The organism is Acetobacter sicerae, from assembly GCF_011516765.1.
Lineage (GTDB): Bacteria > Pseudomonadota > Alphaproteobacteria > Acetobacterales > Acetobacteraceae > Acetobacter > Acetobacter sicerae.
On record NZ_JAAABN010000031.1, the window covers coordinates 1 to 15152 of the forward strand.

Consider the following 15152-nt stretch of genomic DNA (forward strand, 5'->3'; position numbering starts at 1 on the left):
CTCAAGGAGTGGCGGGCTGTCGCGACCCGATATGAGAAAACCGCCGCATCCTTCCTCTCCGTCATCCTCATCGCTGCTACAGCGGACTATATCAAGACCTAACAGGCCCTAATACAGACGACGCGCTCTTGAAAATACCTGTTATTATGCATTTATTCGAACCATTGGTTTTACTCGATAAATCTTCATCCTCAACACCTCAGCCCAATACCGTGAGCAGGTGATGTGCGGTTTGCCAAGCGCCAGGCCGATCTCACGCCAAGTCTTCCCTGCTTGTCGCATGCGCACAAGCAGGTCGATTTCATTGGCTTCCCATTGTTTGCGAGGGCGTCCCATTATGCACGTCCTCCTTCAATCACTTTGAAGCGGTCGCTCTTTTTCCGTCTCGGACTGTTATCAGTGCTGGAACCAAAACGCCGCCCAAGCTCGTGGAAATGATCGACCAGTTCGCCGCGTCCTTGCGCGGCTTCCATAGCCAACCTGACAGCATTGTTGAGATTTCTCTGCCGCAAGGTCTTCACCAGATCGTCCAAGTCAGCGAGAATACTCGCCCCTCCACTTGCCTCATCACTAGGAAGACGCGGCATGTCAGGTGGCAAAGTTCTGGTCGGAGTTGGTCTGAGACTATCTATCCGGGGAGGTGGGATTTCCTGCTTACCTCCAGCCTTTTTGGAAGAGCGCTTATTTGGCTTTTCCTTACAGGAAGATCCTTTTGAACCTTTTGCGCCGCTCCGACGCGAAACTGTCTCGCTCATTCCACACCTCCATCTCTTGGAAGCGCCAGGTTCGCTTCGTCCAGATTATTGGCGATCCGCTTCACCCAATCGCGCAACTGTTCCAGCGGCGGCGGCTCGGACGCTCCAAGGAAACCGTCCAGAACCGTGGCGAGTGCATACAGGTCACAGGTGGCGGCGTGCGTGGCATCGTCCAGCCGCTTGATAGCCTTTCGAAGCAGCAGCATCTTCTCAACTGGGTTATCTGCTTTGCTGATAGTCTGAGGGTGCTCTCCACGTGCCTTTGCTTTAACCGGACGTTCGGCTGTCATGACTGCACTCATCGCACGGCCTCCACTGCATAAGCATGGCCGGCCGTGACAGGATCAGACGATTCCATCCCAACGATTGACAGCGCGATGAGAAATGAAACGAGGACGGCCGCCAAAATGTTGGCGCGTGTTTCCTCTGCCCGCTGGAACGCGGGTGTGCTAAAGTCGTTTTCAGACATATCCGAAACTCCGGTTCGGTTGTGGTTAGGCCGGGTGTGGGAGCTTCCACCTTCCCACCCGGCTGATACGTATCTACCGTATCGCACCTATCCCGTCAACAGAATTGACGTATAATACGTATTCACCGTATTATAGAGATATGGAACGAAAACCTACCCGCTTCGAGTTACGCCTCCCTCCTCATTTAGAGGATGAAATAGATAACTGGCGACGTGGCGTTTCAGATCTTCCCTCCAGAGCTGAAGCCGCTCGTCGAATGATCGAATTAGGACTAGCCTGTTACCGCGTGGCAGAGGCTAAAGAGGGTACAGCTGAATATGACCAAGCTTATTCAGCTAGGTATGCTGCATTCCTTAAAGCCCGGAATGGGGGATAACCGTCCAGGCTATCCGTTACCGCCCCATCACCTACCCATCCGATTACCACCTTGCCTCCCAAGCGGCTACCTATCAGCCACCCATCTGAAGGCGGCCCTTCAATACACCATTGCACCGTTGATGCGGGTGGGCTCTTTGGGGAGCGCGAAAGGACCTCGGGAAATTCCTCGCCCCCCTTGATGGTTCAGGTAGAGCATCGCCTTCACAAGGCGGGGGGCATCAAGATGCTTGAATATGCACTCAGAGGCATATATATGGTAAGGCCATGACGTGGCTGGTTGAACACACTGATGAGTTCGGCGGCTGGTTCGCTACTCTGTCTGATAGTGAGAGGGAAGACGTTTATGCGTCTGGCCTTTTGCTCGAAGAAAGAGGCCCCAACCTCCGGTTTCCAATGTCCTCAGGGGTGAACGGCTCGCGTCATAACCACATGCGCGAATTACGGATACAAAGCGGCGGCAAGCCGATCAGGGTTTTCTATGCGTTTGATCCGCGTCGTGCGGCCATTCTTCTGATTGGCGGCGACAAGACGGGCGATGAGCGGTTTTATGACCGGTTAACCCCTGTTGCAGATGATCTGTATGATGCGCATCTTGATGAATTGAGAAGGGAGAAGCTGATATGACCGGTCGTAAGACACTGGCCTCTCTCGGGGCCACATTGTCACCTGCATCGCGTGAACGCGCTAAAATGAAAGCGCAGGCAATGGCCGATGCGATGGATTTGGCCGAATTGCGTCGTGCCCACGTCATGTCCCAGAAACAGATTGCGGAACTGCTGGGCGTCAATCAGGCATCAGTTGCCAAAATGGAAAAACGTACTGACATGTATATCAGCACGCTGCGCAGTTACATTGAAGCAATGGGTGGCGAACTTCAGATTGTCGCAAAGTTTCCCGATCACGCTGTGCCTATCAAAAGCTTTGCAGATATCGGGTCGGATGCGGAGGCGCTTCCGGTCTGATTACTTGAGGTTCTGACACCATCCATTCCAGCTTATCATCATCTCCCGCCGCTTCTCAAACAGATCTCCACGTCGATAAGCGGCTTCCACCTTGTTGCTGATGGCGTGGGCCAGCGCCATCTCAGCAACTTCCCGCGAGTAATCCGTCTCTTCGGCGGCCCAGTCGCGGAACGTGGAACGCAGGCCATGCACAGTGACGTCCTTCGTGCCGGCCGCAATGTGGAGCGCCTTGGATAGCGCCACGTCTGATAGTGGTCTGCCCCGTTTCTGTCCGGGAAATACCAGATCACCAGCACGCTCATCGCATAGAGGCATGATCTCCTGCAGGACAGCCACAGCGCAGTCAGACAGGGGGATGCGGTGTTCCTTGCCCATCTTTCTTCATCCGGTGTGCCGGGATCGTCCACACACGGGCTTTCAGGTCGATCTCTGACCATGTGGCGTTGCGGACCTCACCCGAGCGTGCGGCGGTCAGACAGGTGAAGCGTACGGCCTTCGCAGCCACACCCTGCGATTCGGCCAAGGCAGCCATCACGCGCCCGATATCTTTCCGATCGATTGCGGCATGATGCGAGACCTTTGCCACCTTGGATGGAGGCGCAGTATAGCGGACAGGTGGCCTTTCCAGCGGGCAGGGTTCTCGCCGGTTCTCCAGCCCTGAGCCCGAGCATAGTCGAGGACCCTCTCGATGCGGCCTCGAACACGGGTGGCGGTTTCAGTCTTTTCTGTCCAGATTGGTTTAAGTACGGCTTCAACATCGGCTGTATCAACCAACGTGACAGGTTTGTCGCCAAAGACAGGATAGACGTTCAATTCAAGAGAGGCTGACCAGATGGGAGCCGCACGCGGATCGCGCCAGCCAGGTTTCTGTGATTCGATGTAGCGTTCGGCTACGGCGCGGAAACTGATACGGGACTCACGCTTGCGAGCGGCTTCCTCGCTATGGCGCTGTTCGAGAGGGTCTATACGCTGATTGACCAGACGACGACTTTCGGCAGCAAGTGTCCGGGCTTCAGCAAGCGTCACATCATAAGCTGACCCGAGGCTCATTTCCCGGCGTTTGTCAGTGACGGGTGACTTGTATCGGAACGTCCATATCCGAGAGGCTCCCCGGACGACCAGCCAGAGGTTCCCACCATCGGCAAGATCTCCGTTCTTATGTGCGGCTACCTTGCGAGCTGTCAGACGGTGTGGTGCGAGCCGACTCATAACCCTGCATGTCCCTTTTCATGTCCCTCTTAAAACCTGCGTTTAACAGAGTCACGGTGAGAAGTACAGAGAAACATGATTCAATTTTATACGATATATTCTAACGATTCGTGATCTATTCTGAGGCTTTCTGAGAAGTCGGTTATACGGTCATCCCCTCCGCCATTTTCTCTTAAAATTTAGAGTTTATAGAAAAGCTTGACCTCTGCGCTTGTGAAGGCGGGAACAAAGGTTTTGTGCTTGGCTTAAAACTGTAAGCAGCGTCATTCATCATTAAGACTTTCTCCAAACTCTCTCAGCATTAAGATATATCCTGTGTGTTATCCTAATGGTTACGAGGGATTGGAATGACTTGCTCGCTGAGCAATGCGCAGTTGAAGGTTCGGTAGTATATGTCCTGTTTACGATGATTGTTCTGCGCGGTTCCTTGTCGGATGCGCATCAAGACCATTTATCCAAAACCGTATTAAATAAGACATTTTGTAATGGAGATTCTCTGTATTAAGCGTTATGTGAGAGGGATATAAATAAAATCTATTTTATTTTGTTATATGGTTTTCTTATTGTTGGTTTTTCATTTTTACATAGGAAATGGGGTTGGTCACTGGCTAATTCCTCCACCCTGACTGAGATCATAACTGGGTAGGGTAAGAGTGGTCACTGTTAAAATCCATGTATCATTGAGGTTGTTGAGAGACATAATTCTATTTGCCTGTGTTGCATCTCCCAAATATTTGGCAGCAATATGCCATAATGAAATATCACTAGCGCTTACGTTGATTGTTTTTCCTGGTTTCATTCTGATTTCACGGTAATGTATTTGAAAGAGAGATGTTGTTGGTAGAGCGCGTTAAGTAGGCATTGTTAAGTGCTGATGTTGCTAAAATTCCGGAATGCGCTGTTGCAGCAATCAAGGAAGGTGCTCCCGAGACCAGGTTTTCGCCTGAATTTGCAGAAATAGATGATATTTCAGTATCGGAAGCATTGAATATTGAGGAATTTAGGTTGATCGATGAGGAAATATTACTTTGAAGGTTTGTAAAATCTAGATTCGAGCTTAAAGAAGATAGTGCGCCTGCTTGTGTCGAGAGACCTGATAGTTTGTTATTTAAGTTAGACATTTCTCCGCCAGCGCCAATTAAATTGGCTAAAGGAGTTACTTCTCCAGCATAAGTACTGGAGAGGCTTGTGAGGTAACTCACATAGGAACTGGCATCTGAAAGGAGGCCTATTGTCGTGGAGAATGCACTTGAAACATCAGAGTTAAGTAAACCGACTAGAGAGGATAAAGTGGAAGTTGCTGTTGAAACAGCTTGAGGAATCACTTCGCAAAAAATTTTGTAAGGAATAACGGTTCCACAATTTGTATAGGATGCCTGAAAGGCTGTGATGACAACCTTTCTTGAAATACCTCCACCGGAAAAGCTGTAGGAGTTACCGCTACGGGCCATGGCATCGAGAGTTCTTGCTTTTTGAAGAGCTGAACTGCCTCGAAAAATGCCGCTCCAGGTTAATGGTTGATCATAGTATCCGTTGAGAATGACAACTTTTGCACCTCCTATCTGGTGGAAAGTTTCTGTTGCCTGATAGCCTCCCCAAAATAATTCAGAAGGCACTTCTGTATCCAGAAAAGAAATTGGGCCCAATATAAAATTTTGAGTACCAAGAGCAGATTCGATAGAAGAAACAACGCCTAAAAAACTCATTAGATATGTAACCCAGGATAACTTGGAACACTTTGTACCCATGACATTAAGGAGCCACTGGGGGGGGAACGAAACGATTGATTGAGTTCTGATTCAACAAAATTCATTATTTCATGAAGATCTATTTTTTTTGTTGAACTATTTTTGAAATAATCTTCTTCATTTATGGGGATGGATGAGGGCCTACCTATTTCATCGCTTGTTTTATGAGAAAAATTTAAATTTGAACTTATTTCATCTGATTTGTTTGTTTTTCGGTTTGTTATGTTATTTAAAATTTTATTTTTATGACTATTTAATACGAAATTGTGCGATAATTCATTTTTATTATTTTTTGCGATGCTTTTGAATAAATTATTTATATTATTTTGTAATGTCTCATGGTTTTTCGTATTTTTAGAACTGTAAAATCTATGAAATTCCGTGTCATAGGTGTGAAATAGTTTAAAAAATTTTGTATTATCGTATACTTTATTTGTCGTGTTCTTTGTATTTGATTTATAACTTGTATTTCGAGTTGTATGTGTTTTTTTGTAATTGTTATTTGTGCTGTTTGTGTTGTTTTTTTTGTTTATATTGTAAAAAAAATTATGAAATATATTGTCTGTGAATTTATTGATATTGTATTTGTAATCTATGGACGTTTTTTTTAAGTTATGTGAGTTGATAAGATTTTTTTTGTAATATTTATTTTCAACTCTGTTTGTGGGTGTGAGATTGCTTCTATATATATGTGTGTTAGATTTAAAGTTATTTTTAAAAAAAATATGAAATAAATTAGAGTTTGTGTAGATTTTGCTAAATAAACTACGTAATTTATTTTTATTATTATATGCGCTTATTCTCAGTTTTGCTCCAACCATTGAAGGCGCTCCCATGAAAACTCCCCTCCATCCATTTTCCCTATGACGACAATGGCAGCAGCGCGTAAACGCCAGTCCCATTGCATGATAAGGTCATAGGGAATGTTTGCCTTTAATAGAGTTATTATTTCTGATAAAGATGGAGAGGATGCTAGTTTTTTATTATATTTATGTCGTCATCTTCCTTACTTTCAATAGAAACAAGATAATCTTCAATTGATTTTATACCGTCCATGCCGATGTCATTTGCCAACATATCCAGCATATTTTTGTTTTTCGGAAACGGTACAGGTATGCCATTAATTGAACGAATTGAACACCACTGCTGAACTATATTTATATATGTGTCGTTCTTCGAACCATCTGGGCCACAAATCAAAATAAGATCAAGAATTTCACTCGGTGTTATCTCTTTGTAAGTGAGTTCTTTTCCAGATTCACAAATAAGTTTAATGGTGTTATTATTCATTTATTATATAGCTCTGCGTAGGCTGGCGAAAAATGTTACAGACTGGGATACAACGCTTTCAGCGGTAAATTTACCGGCGTTTGAAAAAGCTAAAGTCAGACCACTATATTCAAATTTAGAAGTGCTGCCATCACTTTCTTGAATGTAGCAATATAAAACTCCGGATGAAATGGTATTGGAATTCCAAAAAGCAAGCTCATCTGTATTGAATAAATCGTCCAGAGCAGAATTCCCTCTATCGATCGTGAATGATCCTCGCCACCCTGCTGGTGTGTTGAATTCGACAGGCGGCTTATTAAGAGGAGAAACTTTTTGAGCTCGAATTTCTTGATGCACACTGAAATCAGTGACATCTTGAATGTCAATTCTGTTTCCATTCCAGATCAGAATGATAGAGCCTTGTCGACCAAGTGTATATGCAGTAGCCATCAGTTGCTTGAAACCGTAACGCCGGCCCCTCCCGTAATATTTACAATAAATTTCTTATTGATACCAAAATAAGTTACGCTAATATCTGCCTGTAAAAATCCTAGAGAAGTTCGGGACTGCGGATTGTTTGTTGTCGAACAGATAACGGAATAAGGTGTGCTGCCTGAAGCGGTACCGATGACCCCCTGTTGTTCCAGATCTGAAAGAAAACCAGTTAATGTTGCTTCAATATCTGTGAACAAAGAAGGAGATATTGGTTGTCCAATATAGATTCCCATACCGTTGGCAAGTGTTTCACTAATAAAGTTAGTTACTCTAGTATATTCGTCTCCATTGTTTGTTGAATTGCTCGACGTGTTGATGCCTGCTCTGACAGTCCAGTAACTTCCTCCTGGAGCTGGATTACAAATAACATCAATTCCATTCGTGAAAAGAGAAGTTAATTCAGCAGAAGAGTAAGTTAAATTTTGCCCAGAACTAACAAGTCCCGATTTTTGACTGCCGATAATGCCATATATTTGTTTATTAAGACTTGGAAGCTGGGGTGAAAGTGCTGCTAGGCGGCCTGCAGTAAAACCTGTAGGTGGCACTAATCGAGTAACAGAATTTTCACTATCATACCAATAGAGCCAGTCACCTAACATAGCTTTTAAGCTATAGTTATCGACTCCGACTGAACTGCGCTTTGTTGAAGCTGTTTCAATAGATTCACCGGAAGATCCGGATGTAATCATATAGATTCCTTCCGACAAACCAAACTCTGCTTGCGTAGACCAGGTCGTATCATCTGTTACGCCTGCAAGAACCCCAAGGCTGCATTTTTGTCCTCTCAGGGCATACATACCCGTGCGGGTAACTCCATCTGAACCTAAAAGTGTGTTTGCTGTTACTCCTGTATTTCCATCTGTTCCACCCGTCAGCGCTGTTGTGCTCATTGCGCTGGGAGCTACATTAATAGCGGTCCCCAATGTCGCAGTGATTATCGAACTTGGTCCACGAATAGACGACTGTCCATTATTGATTGCTGAAACAAAATTGTTCCAGAAAACACTTTCATCTGATTGTTCGATAATATTATCAAAAATTTCTGGCAGATAGTTTGGCATACTTACCGTTATCTTCCAGCTTTTAGGAGCTGATCCTGTGGAAATATTAAAACTAATATTATTGGATTCCGAACCGGTGTATTTTGAGCTTATTAAAACTGGATATGCTTCATTTTCGCTCTGAGGAAGTACTGGTGCAGAACCGACGGTATCCGTGCCATCGGTAACTCTCACACCAACAAAATTTGAAGCCCCCTGTAAAATAGCAGTAGACGCAATGGTTGCCAAATCGAAGGGAGTATCTTGCATTGAGCCAAAGTAGGCAACTCGCTCGGCGGAAGTTCCAAAAACTAAAGGAGTGTTTTTAGGTCCCCAGGAGGAAGTTCCAACAATACCAATAATATCAGTCTGTGCACCAGATAATGAAGTGGTTCCACTTGTCTGAATCTGAATATATAGATCAGGGACTGAAAGAGAGCTTGTATTTAGGGTTCCTGACTGGCTTATAACAGTCATTGCTATTTCCTATATTTTCGTGTTTTAAAGAGATTTTTATGGTATTCGTTTATGTGATGCCAATTATGTCAAGTGAGTTTACATCTAGAGAAGGCCATAATAACGGTGGACATGATATTGTAGATATAATAGAGAATTCTATAGACCACATAATATCAACACGATATACATTCGCATTTAAATTGTTGTCGTATAATTTTCTATCCTGAAAATTTATAATTCCACGATCAAATGTTGGGTTCGATAGAATGTTTGATGACAATAAAGATTCCATCACTGAATTTTCTATATTATCACGTTCGATAATAGAGGGAGAAAAAATGGAAGTGCAGAACGTATCTTCTAATCGACTAATTTCCTGATACATAGTTACATTTTTTCCGCAAAATCCCTTTACAGTTAATCCTGGTTGGGATGTTATTGTTGATCCCTCGATGGATATCTTTGTCGAATAATCTGCTTTAACAAGTTCGTATATATTGTTTGTAACAGTGTCTGAGTCTTGTCCTGATTGGACTACAACAGGATATGCTGACTCTTCTATAACTATTCCAGCAAGGCCATTCCGAAGAGATGAACCAGTAAACTCTACTTTGTATGATGAATCTGTAAAATTATTTACCGATAATCCAAACGAACTATCTGTATCTAAGGTTTTCCACTGTCTTCCATAACGTGTTTTATTTTTTGTATGTCCAGGTTGCTGATTTACAGTTACCCACGAAATGGCTGATGCAGACATTAAATCTTTCGATAATTCTACTTCTTGGGGCCATCCGCGACAGATTTTCACGTCTTCGTTAAGAATTGAGTTGAGAATTCCGTTTGAGTTTTCTGGATAAATATAATCATATATTACTTGAGAGATTATACCTTCTATTTCAGAGACGCTAGCCATTATGCTTGATCGCTTTTCGCGATTAAACGTAACCCAAATTCAGTTTCTTCTACAGTTAGTACATGGTAGCAATTCTGATCCATATCCTTAATTCTTAGGCCTTGGTACAATGTAACACTAGGAATTTTAGGCATGAGTATTTCCCAGTTGCCGAGAGAAAGATCGGTTCCCAGACCTGTTGGCGAGCGCCCTGATGCTGATATTTCGAGCATTGATACGCGATAGTTATATGCTATTTCAACATCTTCATTCCAAACTGGACCTGATGGCGGCCGTAAACCTACTGTGTTGTTATCAGATGAAATATCAGATTCGTAAAAAGAAATATATTTATTTGTTTGTACGATAAGTAAAGGTTTCCATGGCTCAAAACGCGCAACAAAATAAATGTCGGTGGAAATATTTTCTATATTTTCATCTGTCTGTGTTTGTAGGTAATCTCCTACATTAATATTACTTGTATCGATGGCGGCAAATAAGATTTTATGCCCCCAAATGATTGGAGATACTCCAGTAAATGATGCGGATGGATCAATAAGACAATTCAATGTCGCTATTTTTTCTGCAGGAAGAGGCATGGATGAATTTTGTGGACGTGTTTGAATAACAGAAAAACCCACAATATTCGCAGCTTTTCTAAATCCATAAGCTGCTTTTTGTTGTAGTTTATCTATATTCATCAGACGGAAAATTTTACTGATAAGGAGTTAAATCCCGGGCCGACATCGACACCTATGAATTTTACCAGTTCAAGTCTTTGTTGTTTAAATAAATTTACTCTGTCCGAAAACTCATTTTTATTATGAGTCCAGATAGCAGCTTTATCAGTGTCTAAATTATCGGCAGAAGAAGCAGGCCCTTGCTCCAGAAGGGATAGCGTGCTCAACATAGAACGAATAACTTGTATTTCTTCGTGGGAAAAATTCGATAATCTATACTCTAAAATGCCATAATGAGAGAAATAAAGCCAGCTTCCAGAAATGTGACTGTTTCCACGAGTAGGATACCAGCAATAACGCCGTATATTGACTTTTTCTATTTCGCTCAAAGCATCTTCAGACATAGATATAAACTTTCAAAAAGTATGACCCAGAAGGCATCTGGGTCATTTTATTACTTAAAGACTTTCAATAATTACACCGCGCTTCAGATAGCTATTAGTGGATGTGGGAATGATTGAAGGGTTGACGGTTGCGTCTGTTGGAAGAGCAAAGCCACCAATCCAGTACCAGGACTGAGCAATAATTTGTTTTAGGCGATCTAACGGCTCTCTGGTAATCATCATAATACCATCAACATTTTCTACCAGCGCACGGTCACTATCTGGAATATCAACAGATCCATTATAGTCACCTTCAATGAGAGCACCCTGACCACAAACAATAGCCCTATGGATAACCCCGCCACCAAGAGAAGCTTGTAGTGGTGCTTCAGTGGTGGGAATAAACCTCACCCCCAAAAGCTCTACAACAGAACCCGAGCGGTAAGCCTCACTGCCGTAAGCGCCACGATACAGATACTTAAAATCGCCATCTCGAAAGAGGCCTAGCATCTGCTGATCATCGAGATAACAGTGATAAGCGCCATCAATAGTTGGCACATTATTCATGCGTAAAGCGGCAACCGCAGCAAGAACGGTCTGGATACCTAATGTATCACCAGTGATATAATTGCTGGATCCGTAATTACCTTCTGGTGCAACCAGTTGCGCAGTCGTAAGTCGATTGTTAGGACGCAGGACAAGAGGGGCAGTCGAGGCGACTACTGCATTACCTTCTGCACCATCGCTGACTGATACTGCTGTAGAAAATGTTAGTACACCGGATACTCCCAAAGGAGCAGTGGAAATATTAACGGAATCATATGTGACGCTGATGAGAGTGTAAGCATTGCTTCCAACAGTCACAGTCATACCTGCTGACTGAGCTACTGAAACCACTTGTCCAGTTGCGTTGAGAACTCTTTCAAAACCACGTACATCGTCGACCGAAATCTGTGTACTGGAAGCGTTAATGGAAGTTGTTACGCGAGTATTTCCTCCCATATAACCTCCAACACCGCCAGAAGGGCCGGAGAAAAGAGTATTTCGTGCAATTCTGTCAAGAGATTGAAGCGCCTGAATGCCATTTGTATTTGCATTGGCAAGAAACTGATCGCTTATTCCAACACCTTCACTGACGACATTAAGGTCAATGGTGTCGCCATATTGATTAATTGTGAGTGTGTATTGTTCAACGGACCAGGTTGAAGGGGTCAGGCCATTGTCAAAATTAGTGTTTTGCGAAGGAGACATCGGAACAGTGACGGGCGCCTTCAAACCCTTGCGGGTTTTAGTGATGCTTTCACCAATTCTATTGGGAAAAATTTCTCTGTCGGCAATAGCGCGAAAAGCTATTCGAGACTGTAGGCCGGCAGAAAATTCGCGGGCCAGGTAGCCTTCCTGAATAATAGGCTGAAGTTGAGCGGGGAAGTTATCAATAGCCATTAAATTTCGACCTTAATTATAGCGACGAGAGTAAGAAGGTGCTACTCTTTTTAAAGAGCGTTTATATTCAGATTCAGACATATCTTTAACGGGCATAGCCGTATTGGCTTTTGCCTTGGGAGTAAGAGTAGAACGCGCTGGACTGCTGATTTTTCCAGTGCGACCCATATCCGAAAAAAGAAAAGGTTTTTTCGATTTTAAATCAGCTATAGCCGAATCAATTCCGATAATATTTCCATTTTCATCTAAAGTGATGTCAGATGAATCTAAAAGAGGCAGGCAATCCAAATCAATCAGACCAGAAGAAATAGCTTGTGATTTGATTTCAGAATCAATTTTTATCTTTGAGATTTGCTGCGATTGCTTTTCTGCTGCAATTGCTGTTTCAGCTTTTAGATTAAGTAATTCTTCTTCAACAGAAAGAGCGTAAGCTTTGGACGCAGCGAGATCCGCCTGAACTTGAGCCAGTTGATTTGAAAACGCATTTGCTACGCTATCAGCTGCTGACCGAGGTGTATTGGATGCTCCATCTGATACATTATTCTCTTTGTTGTCAGGTGAGCCAGAATTTACTTCCATTTATTCTCCGCAGCGATATTGAGTTTCTTTTTTAAGATAAATCATTATCGGTCAATATTTTCTTTATTTCTTCAGCGACATGCTGAACATGTGTTGCAGGTTTCATCATCCTGACTGCGGTCTCCATCGACACAACCCCGGAAGATTTTGCTGACTGCACCGCATTGGCTATAGTCTGCATGTCTCCAAAGGTAGGTTCAAACCATGCGGGCCAGACTAGAGAAATATTTTTTGCCTGGAGGGGTCCATAAGTGTGTCCGGCAATCTGCAGGTCTGGAAATTTCTGAGTAATCAGAGCAATCAATTTAATAACTGAAATCAGGCCACAGTCACCATAGGATCTGCGTAGACGGCCTACCAGCCATGTTAAACCGAGGCACATGAGTTCCATTGCTCGTCCGGATTGGGCGGCACTGACGCGGTCTCCATGAGTACGGTTTCCATGCATTGCTTCCAGCGCGAGGGAGCGTAAAGCCTGCCACATGTTGAGAGCTGCTGCAGCGCCAGTGCCATTAATTTCAAGAAGTTTTGCATCGCTCCCTTGCGGTAAAGCAATTGCATGAGAAGCATCTTTTGTGAACGAAGAAGTCAATCCGTTCGAAATTTGATATTCATCAACAGAAAGTACCATGGTCGGATCGGATGAATAACGTAGTCCTCTCACGGTTTGCGAAAGGAGATAGTCGGCGTCAATCATGGCATCAATGCCTGCGCTAAAAGTGCTTTTTCCATCCGGCGCATTGGGGTCTGCGGAAGGAAGATTCTTGATCCAGACTATAGGTACGACGCCTAATTCATGCTGCGTACAGCGTGCTTCGTCCCTGATAAGATTAATATTTTTATCTGTATTATATTCTACGGGAATCGGCTCGTACCAGATTGTTTCAAATTCAGTGAAATCTCTTGTGAACCAATAATTTCCATCAGGAAATTCACCAAACCCGGCTTTCTTCAATCCGTCTGCGTCAACGATATATTGTTCTCTTACGTAAACAAGTTTTCTTGGATCAAGCAGTGAAAAAGTTGGTTCCAGAAAACAGGTTCTTTTTAATTCAATTACAAGTTCGTTTTCTATGGCTTGTACTAGAATCGCAACTGATCCGACGGCGCCCATTACGGCCGCCTGTTCCATAAGAGATGGCAAGTTTAGATCGAAACAAATTTTTCTGATTTTAGCTTCTATCTCACAATCTTCGTTTTCTGTTTCTTTTTGAATGTGAATAGAGGGCCAGTGAGATGCACTGAAAAGTAATGAAACAGTATCATCGACTACAACATTACATAAATGTGTTCTGACAGAAGGTCGCCTTTTATTGATCGGTATATACGAGCCATCACCTGCACATGTCTTGAAGAAAGGATAACGAATATGGTCATAAAGGCTGCCGTCTAAAATTTTTTCCAAAGCAAGAAGGTTTTTCGTTCTGCTGGAGTATTGTGACGGAAAATTCATGCTTTTTTTTAATTCATGCCAGTCCATTTCTTTTCCTTATCTATCAAGAATTTTATTGGTATCTATATCAAGTGTGTTTTCAGAAAATCTGAAATATAGATAGTATCCACTTGCATCCACAAGATGATCATATCCATGTTTTTTATCTGGCTCTGAAGTTCCTGCTATGAATGCGTACCTTTCATAGCTTTCGATACTTTTTACGCATTTTGGGGAGACAAATGCTCTACGTTGTTTCAATGAATTTTCAAACATTGAATTCATAAAGTTGAGTCTGTCACGTATCCGTGGTGACTGTTTCCGCGTTTTTACACTTATTCCGTATGACAGCAATATGGATATGTCTGTTTTTCCTGATGCTGATGTTTTTCTGGCTTGCCCTGCAGGGTCTGGATAGACCGTAATATGCTGAGCAGAATATTTCTCTGTTCCAGAAAAATCTATTTCTTTTTTGCCATACCTTTTTAGTATTTCTTTTGATATTTCATCAGTATTAGATGTTTGTATAATTATTTCGTCTATCTGTATGGTTGTGATCATTCCATGTTCATCAATTTCTTCCTGCCATACTGTTGCTGACATGGGATTGATGTTGAAATCCATCCCTATATACACTGGCTTGCTGCCATCATATGTGATGTTTTTTATGGAATGTTTCCTTGAGAATGCATACAGGCAACGACCACAGTACGTTTCAAACGATGCTTCATATTCCTGTCGATATATACGAAGATCAAGGCTGTTTTTGACATTGTTGATTTCTTCAGTCGAGACGTTTCCTCCATCCAGTGTTGTGTAAGAACAGGACCACCAACCATTTTCATGACGCGGAAATCTCACAGAAGGGTTGTACATCGGGTTAGATTATGAAAAAGTCTGTTTTGTAGAAAAGAAATTTTCGTAAGCTATAAGAAAACCCGATGCAGACAGAGTG

General features: G+C 43.2%; 18 protein-coding genes and 2 pseudogenes. 3 read left to right on the top strand and 17 right to left on the bottom strand.

Annotated elements, in window-relative coordinates; all coding sequences use genetic code 11:
• Positions 1-102, top strand: a pseudogene (locus tag GVI59_RS17265) (IS5-like element ISMex42 family transposase); the annotation flags it as partial.
• 233 nt (positions 103-335) lie between these two features.
• Here GVI59_RS17265 and GVI59_RS19185 read toward each other — a convergent pair.
• The 3 genes from GVI59_RS19185 to GVI59_RS17280 are packed head-to-tail and all read right to left on the bottom strand — an operon-like array spanning position 336 to position 1224.
• Positions 336-755, bottom strand: a complete 420-nt coding sequence (locus GVI59_RS19185) for a hypothetical protein (RefSeq protein ID WP_242013193.1) — start codon at positions 753-755, stop codon at positions 336-338.
• On the bottom strand, positions 752-1045 hold the full coding sequence (locus GVI59_RS17275; protein WP_173575310.1) for a hypothetical protein: 294 nt from the start codon (positions 1043-1045) through the stop codon (positions 752-754). Before GVI59_RS17275 ends, GVI59_RS19185 begins: the two co-directional genes overlap by 4 nt.
• Before the next feature lie 8 nt (positions 1046-1053).
• Complete coding sequence (locus GVI59_RS17280) at positions 1054-1224, bottom strand: hypothetical protein (RefSeq protein ID WP_173575311.1); 171 nt, start codon at positions 1222-1224, stop codon at positions 1054-1056.
• A 643-nt stretch (positions 1225-1867) separates the two neighbouring features.
• On the opposite strand from GVI59_RS17280, the gene GVI59_RS17285 reads away from it, so the two are divergent.
• Entirely contained in the window at positions 1868-2227 is a 360-nt protein-coding gene (locus tag GVI59_RS17285) for a type II toxin-antitoxin system RelE/ParE family toxin (RefSeq protein WP_173575312.1), read from the top strand.
• Complete coding sequence (locus GVI59_RS17290; RefSeq protein ID WP_173575313.1) at positions 2224-2565, top strand: XRE family transcriptional regulator; 342 nt, start codon at positions 2224-2226, stop codon at positions 2563-2565. Before GVI59_RS17285 ends, GVI59_RS17290 begins: the two co-directional genes overlap by 4 nt.
• Here GVI59_RS17290 and GVI59_RS17295 read toward each other — a convergent pair.
• The 14 genes and pseudogenes from GVI59_RS17295 to GVI59_RS17360 all read right to left on the bottom strand — a co-directional run bounded on the left by GVI59_RS17295 (position 2566) and on the right by GVI59_RS17360 (position 14821).
• Positions 2566-3774 (bottom strand): annotated as a pseudogene (locus tag GVI59_RS17295) (tyrosine-type recombinase/integrase).
• 601 nt (positions 3775-4375) lie between these two features.
• Positions 4376-4573: a LysM peptidoglycan-binding domain-containing protein gene (locus GVI59_RS17300; RefSeq protein ID WP_173575314.1), complete on the bottom strand. Its 198-nt coding sequence runs from the start codon at positions 4571-4573 to the stop codon at positions 4376-4378.
• A 7-nt stretch (positions 4574-4580) separates the two neighbouring features.
• Complete coding sequence (locus GVI59_RS17305) at positions 4581-5480, bottom strand: hypothetical protein (RefSeq protein WP_173575315.1); 900 nt, start codon at positions 5478-5480, stop codon at positions 4581-4583.
• Positions 5480-6358: a hypothetical protein gene (locus GVI59_RS17310; protein WP_173575316.1), complete on the bottom strand. Its 879-nt coding sequence runs from the start codon at positions 6356-6358 to the stop codon at positions 5480-5482. Before GVI59_RS17310 ends, GVI59_RS17305 begins: the two co-directional genes overlap by 1 nt.
• A 136-nt stretch (positions 6359-6494) precedes the next feature.
• Entirely contained in the window at positions 6495-6812 is a 318-nt protein-coding gene (locus GVI59_RS17315; protein WP_173575317.1) for a hypothetical protein, read from the bottom strand.
• Positions 6813-6815: 3 nt separating this feature from the next.
• A complete protein-coding gene (locus GVI59_RS17320; protein WP_173575318.1) occupies positions 6816-7241 on the bottom strand; it encodes a hypothetical protein in 426 nt (141 codons plus the stop codon).
• Entirely contained in the window at positions 7241-8803 is a 1563-nt protein-coding gene (locus GVI59_RS17325; protein WP_173575319.1) for a phage tail sheath protein, read from the bottom strand. Before GVI59_RS17325 ends, GVI59_RS17320 begins: the two co-directional genes overlap by 1 nt.
• A 49-nt stretch (positions 8804-8852) precedes the next feature.
• Positions 8853-9701 (bottom strand): hypothetical protein, encoded by an 849-nt coding sequence (locus tag GVI59_RS17330; RefSeq protein ID WP_173575320.1) that lies wholly within the window; start codon positions 9699-9701, stop codon positions 8853-8855.
• Positions 9701-10381 carry a hypothetical protein gene (locus tag GVI59_RS17335; protein WP_173575321.1) on the bottom strand — a complete coding sequence of 227 codons (681 nt, stop codon included), beginning with the start codon at positions 10379-10381 and terminating at the stop codon, positions 9701-9703. The genes GVI59_RS17330 and GVI59_RS17335 overlap by 1 nt, the downstream gene beginning before the upstream one ends.
• On the bottom strand, positions 10381-10764 hold the full coding sequence (locus GVI59_RS17340; protein WP_173575322.1) for a hypothetical protein: 384 nt from the start codon (positions 10762-10764) through the stop codon (positions 10381-10383). The genes GVI59_RS17335 and GVI59_RS17340 overlap by 1 nt, the downstream gene beginning before the upstream one ends.
• Before the next feature lie 54 nt (positions 10765-10818).
• Entirely contained in the window at positions 10819-12186 is a 1368-nt protein-coding gene (locus GVI59_RS17345; protein WP_173575323.1) for a DUF4043 domain-containing protein, read from the bottom strand.
• A 12-nt stretch (positions 12187-12198) separates the two neighbouring features.
• On the bottom strand, positions 12199-12765 hold the full coding sequence (locus GVI59_RS17350) for a phage scaffolding protein (RefSeq protein WP_173575324.1): 567 nt from the start codon (positions 12763-12765) through the stop codon (positions 12199-12201).
• A gap of 31 nt (positions 12766-12796) precedes the next feature.
• A complete protein-coding gene (locus GVI59_RS17355) occupies positions 12797-14245 on the bottom strand; it encodes a phage portal protein (protein WP_242013194.1) in 1449 nt (482 codons plus the stop codon).
• Positions 14246-14254: 9 nt separating this feature from the next.
• Entirely contained in the window at positions 14255-14821 is a 567-nt protein-coding gene (locus GVI59_RS17360) for a hypothetical protein (protein ID WP_173575325.1), read from the bottom strand.
• Between the last annotated feature and the right edge of the window lie 331 nt (positions 14822-15152).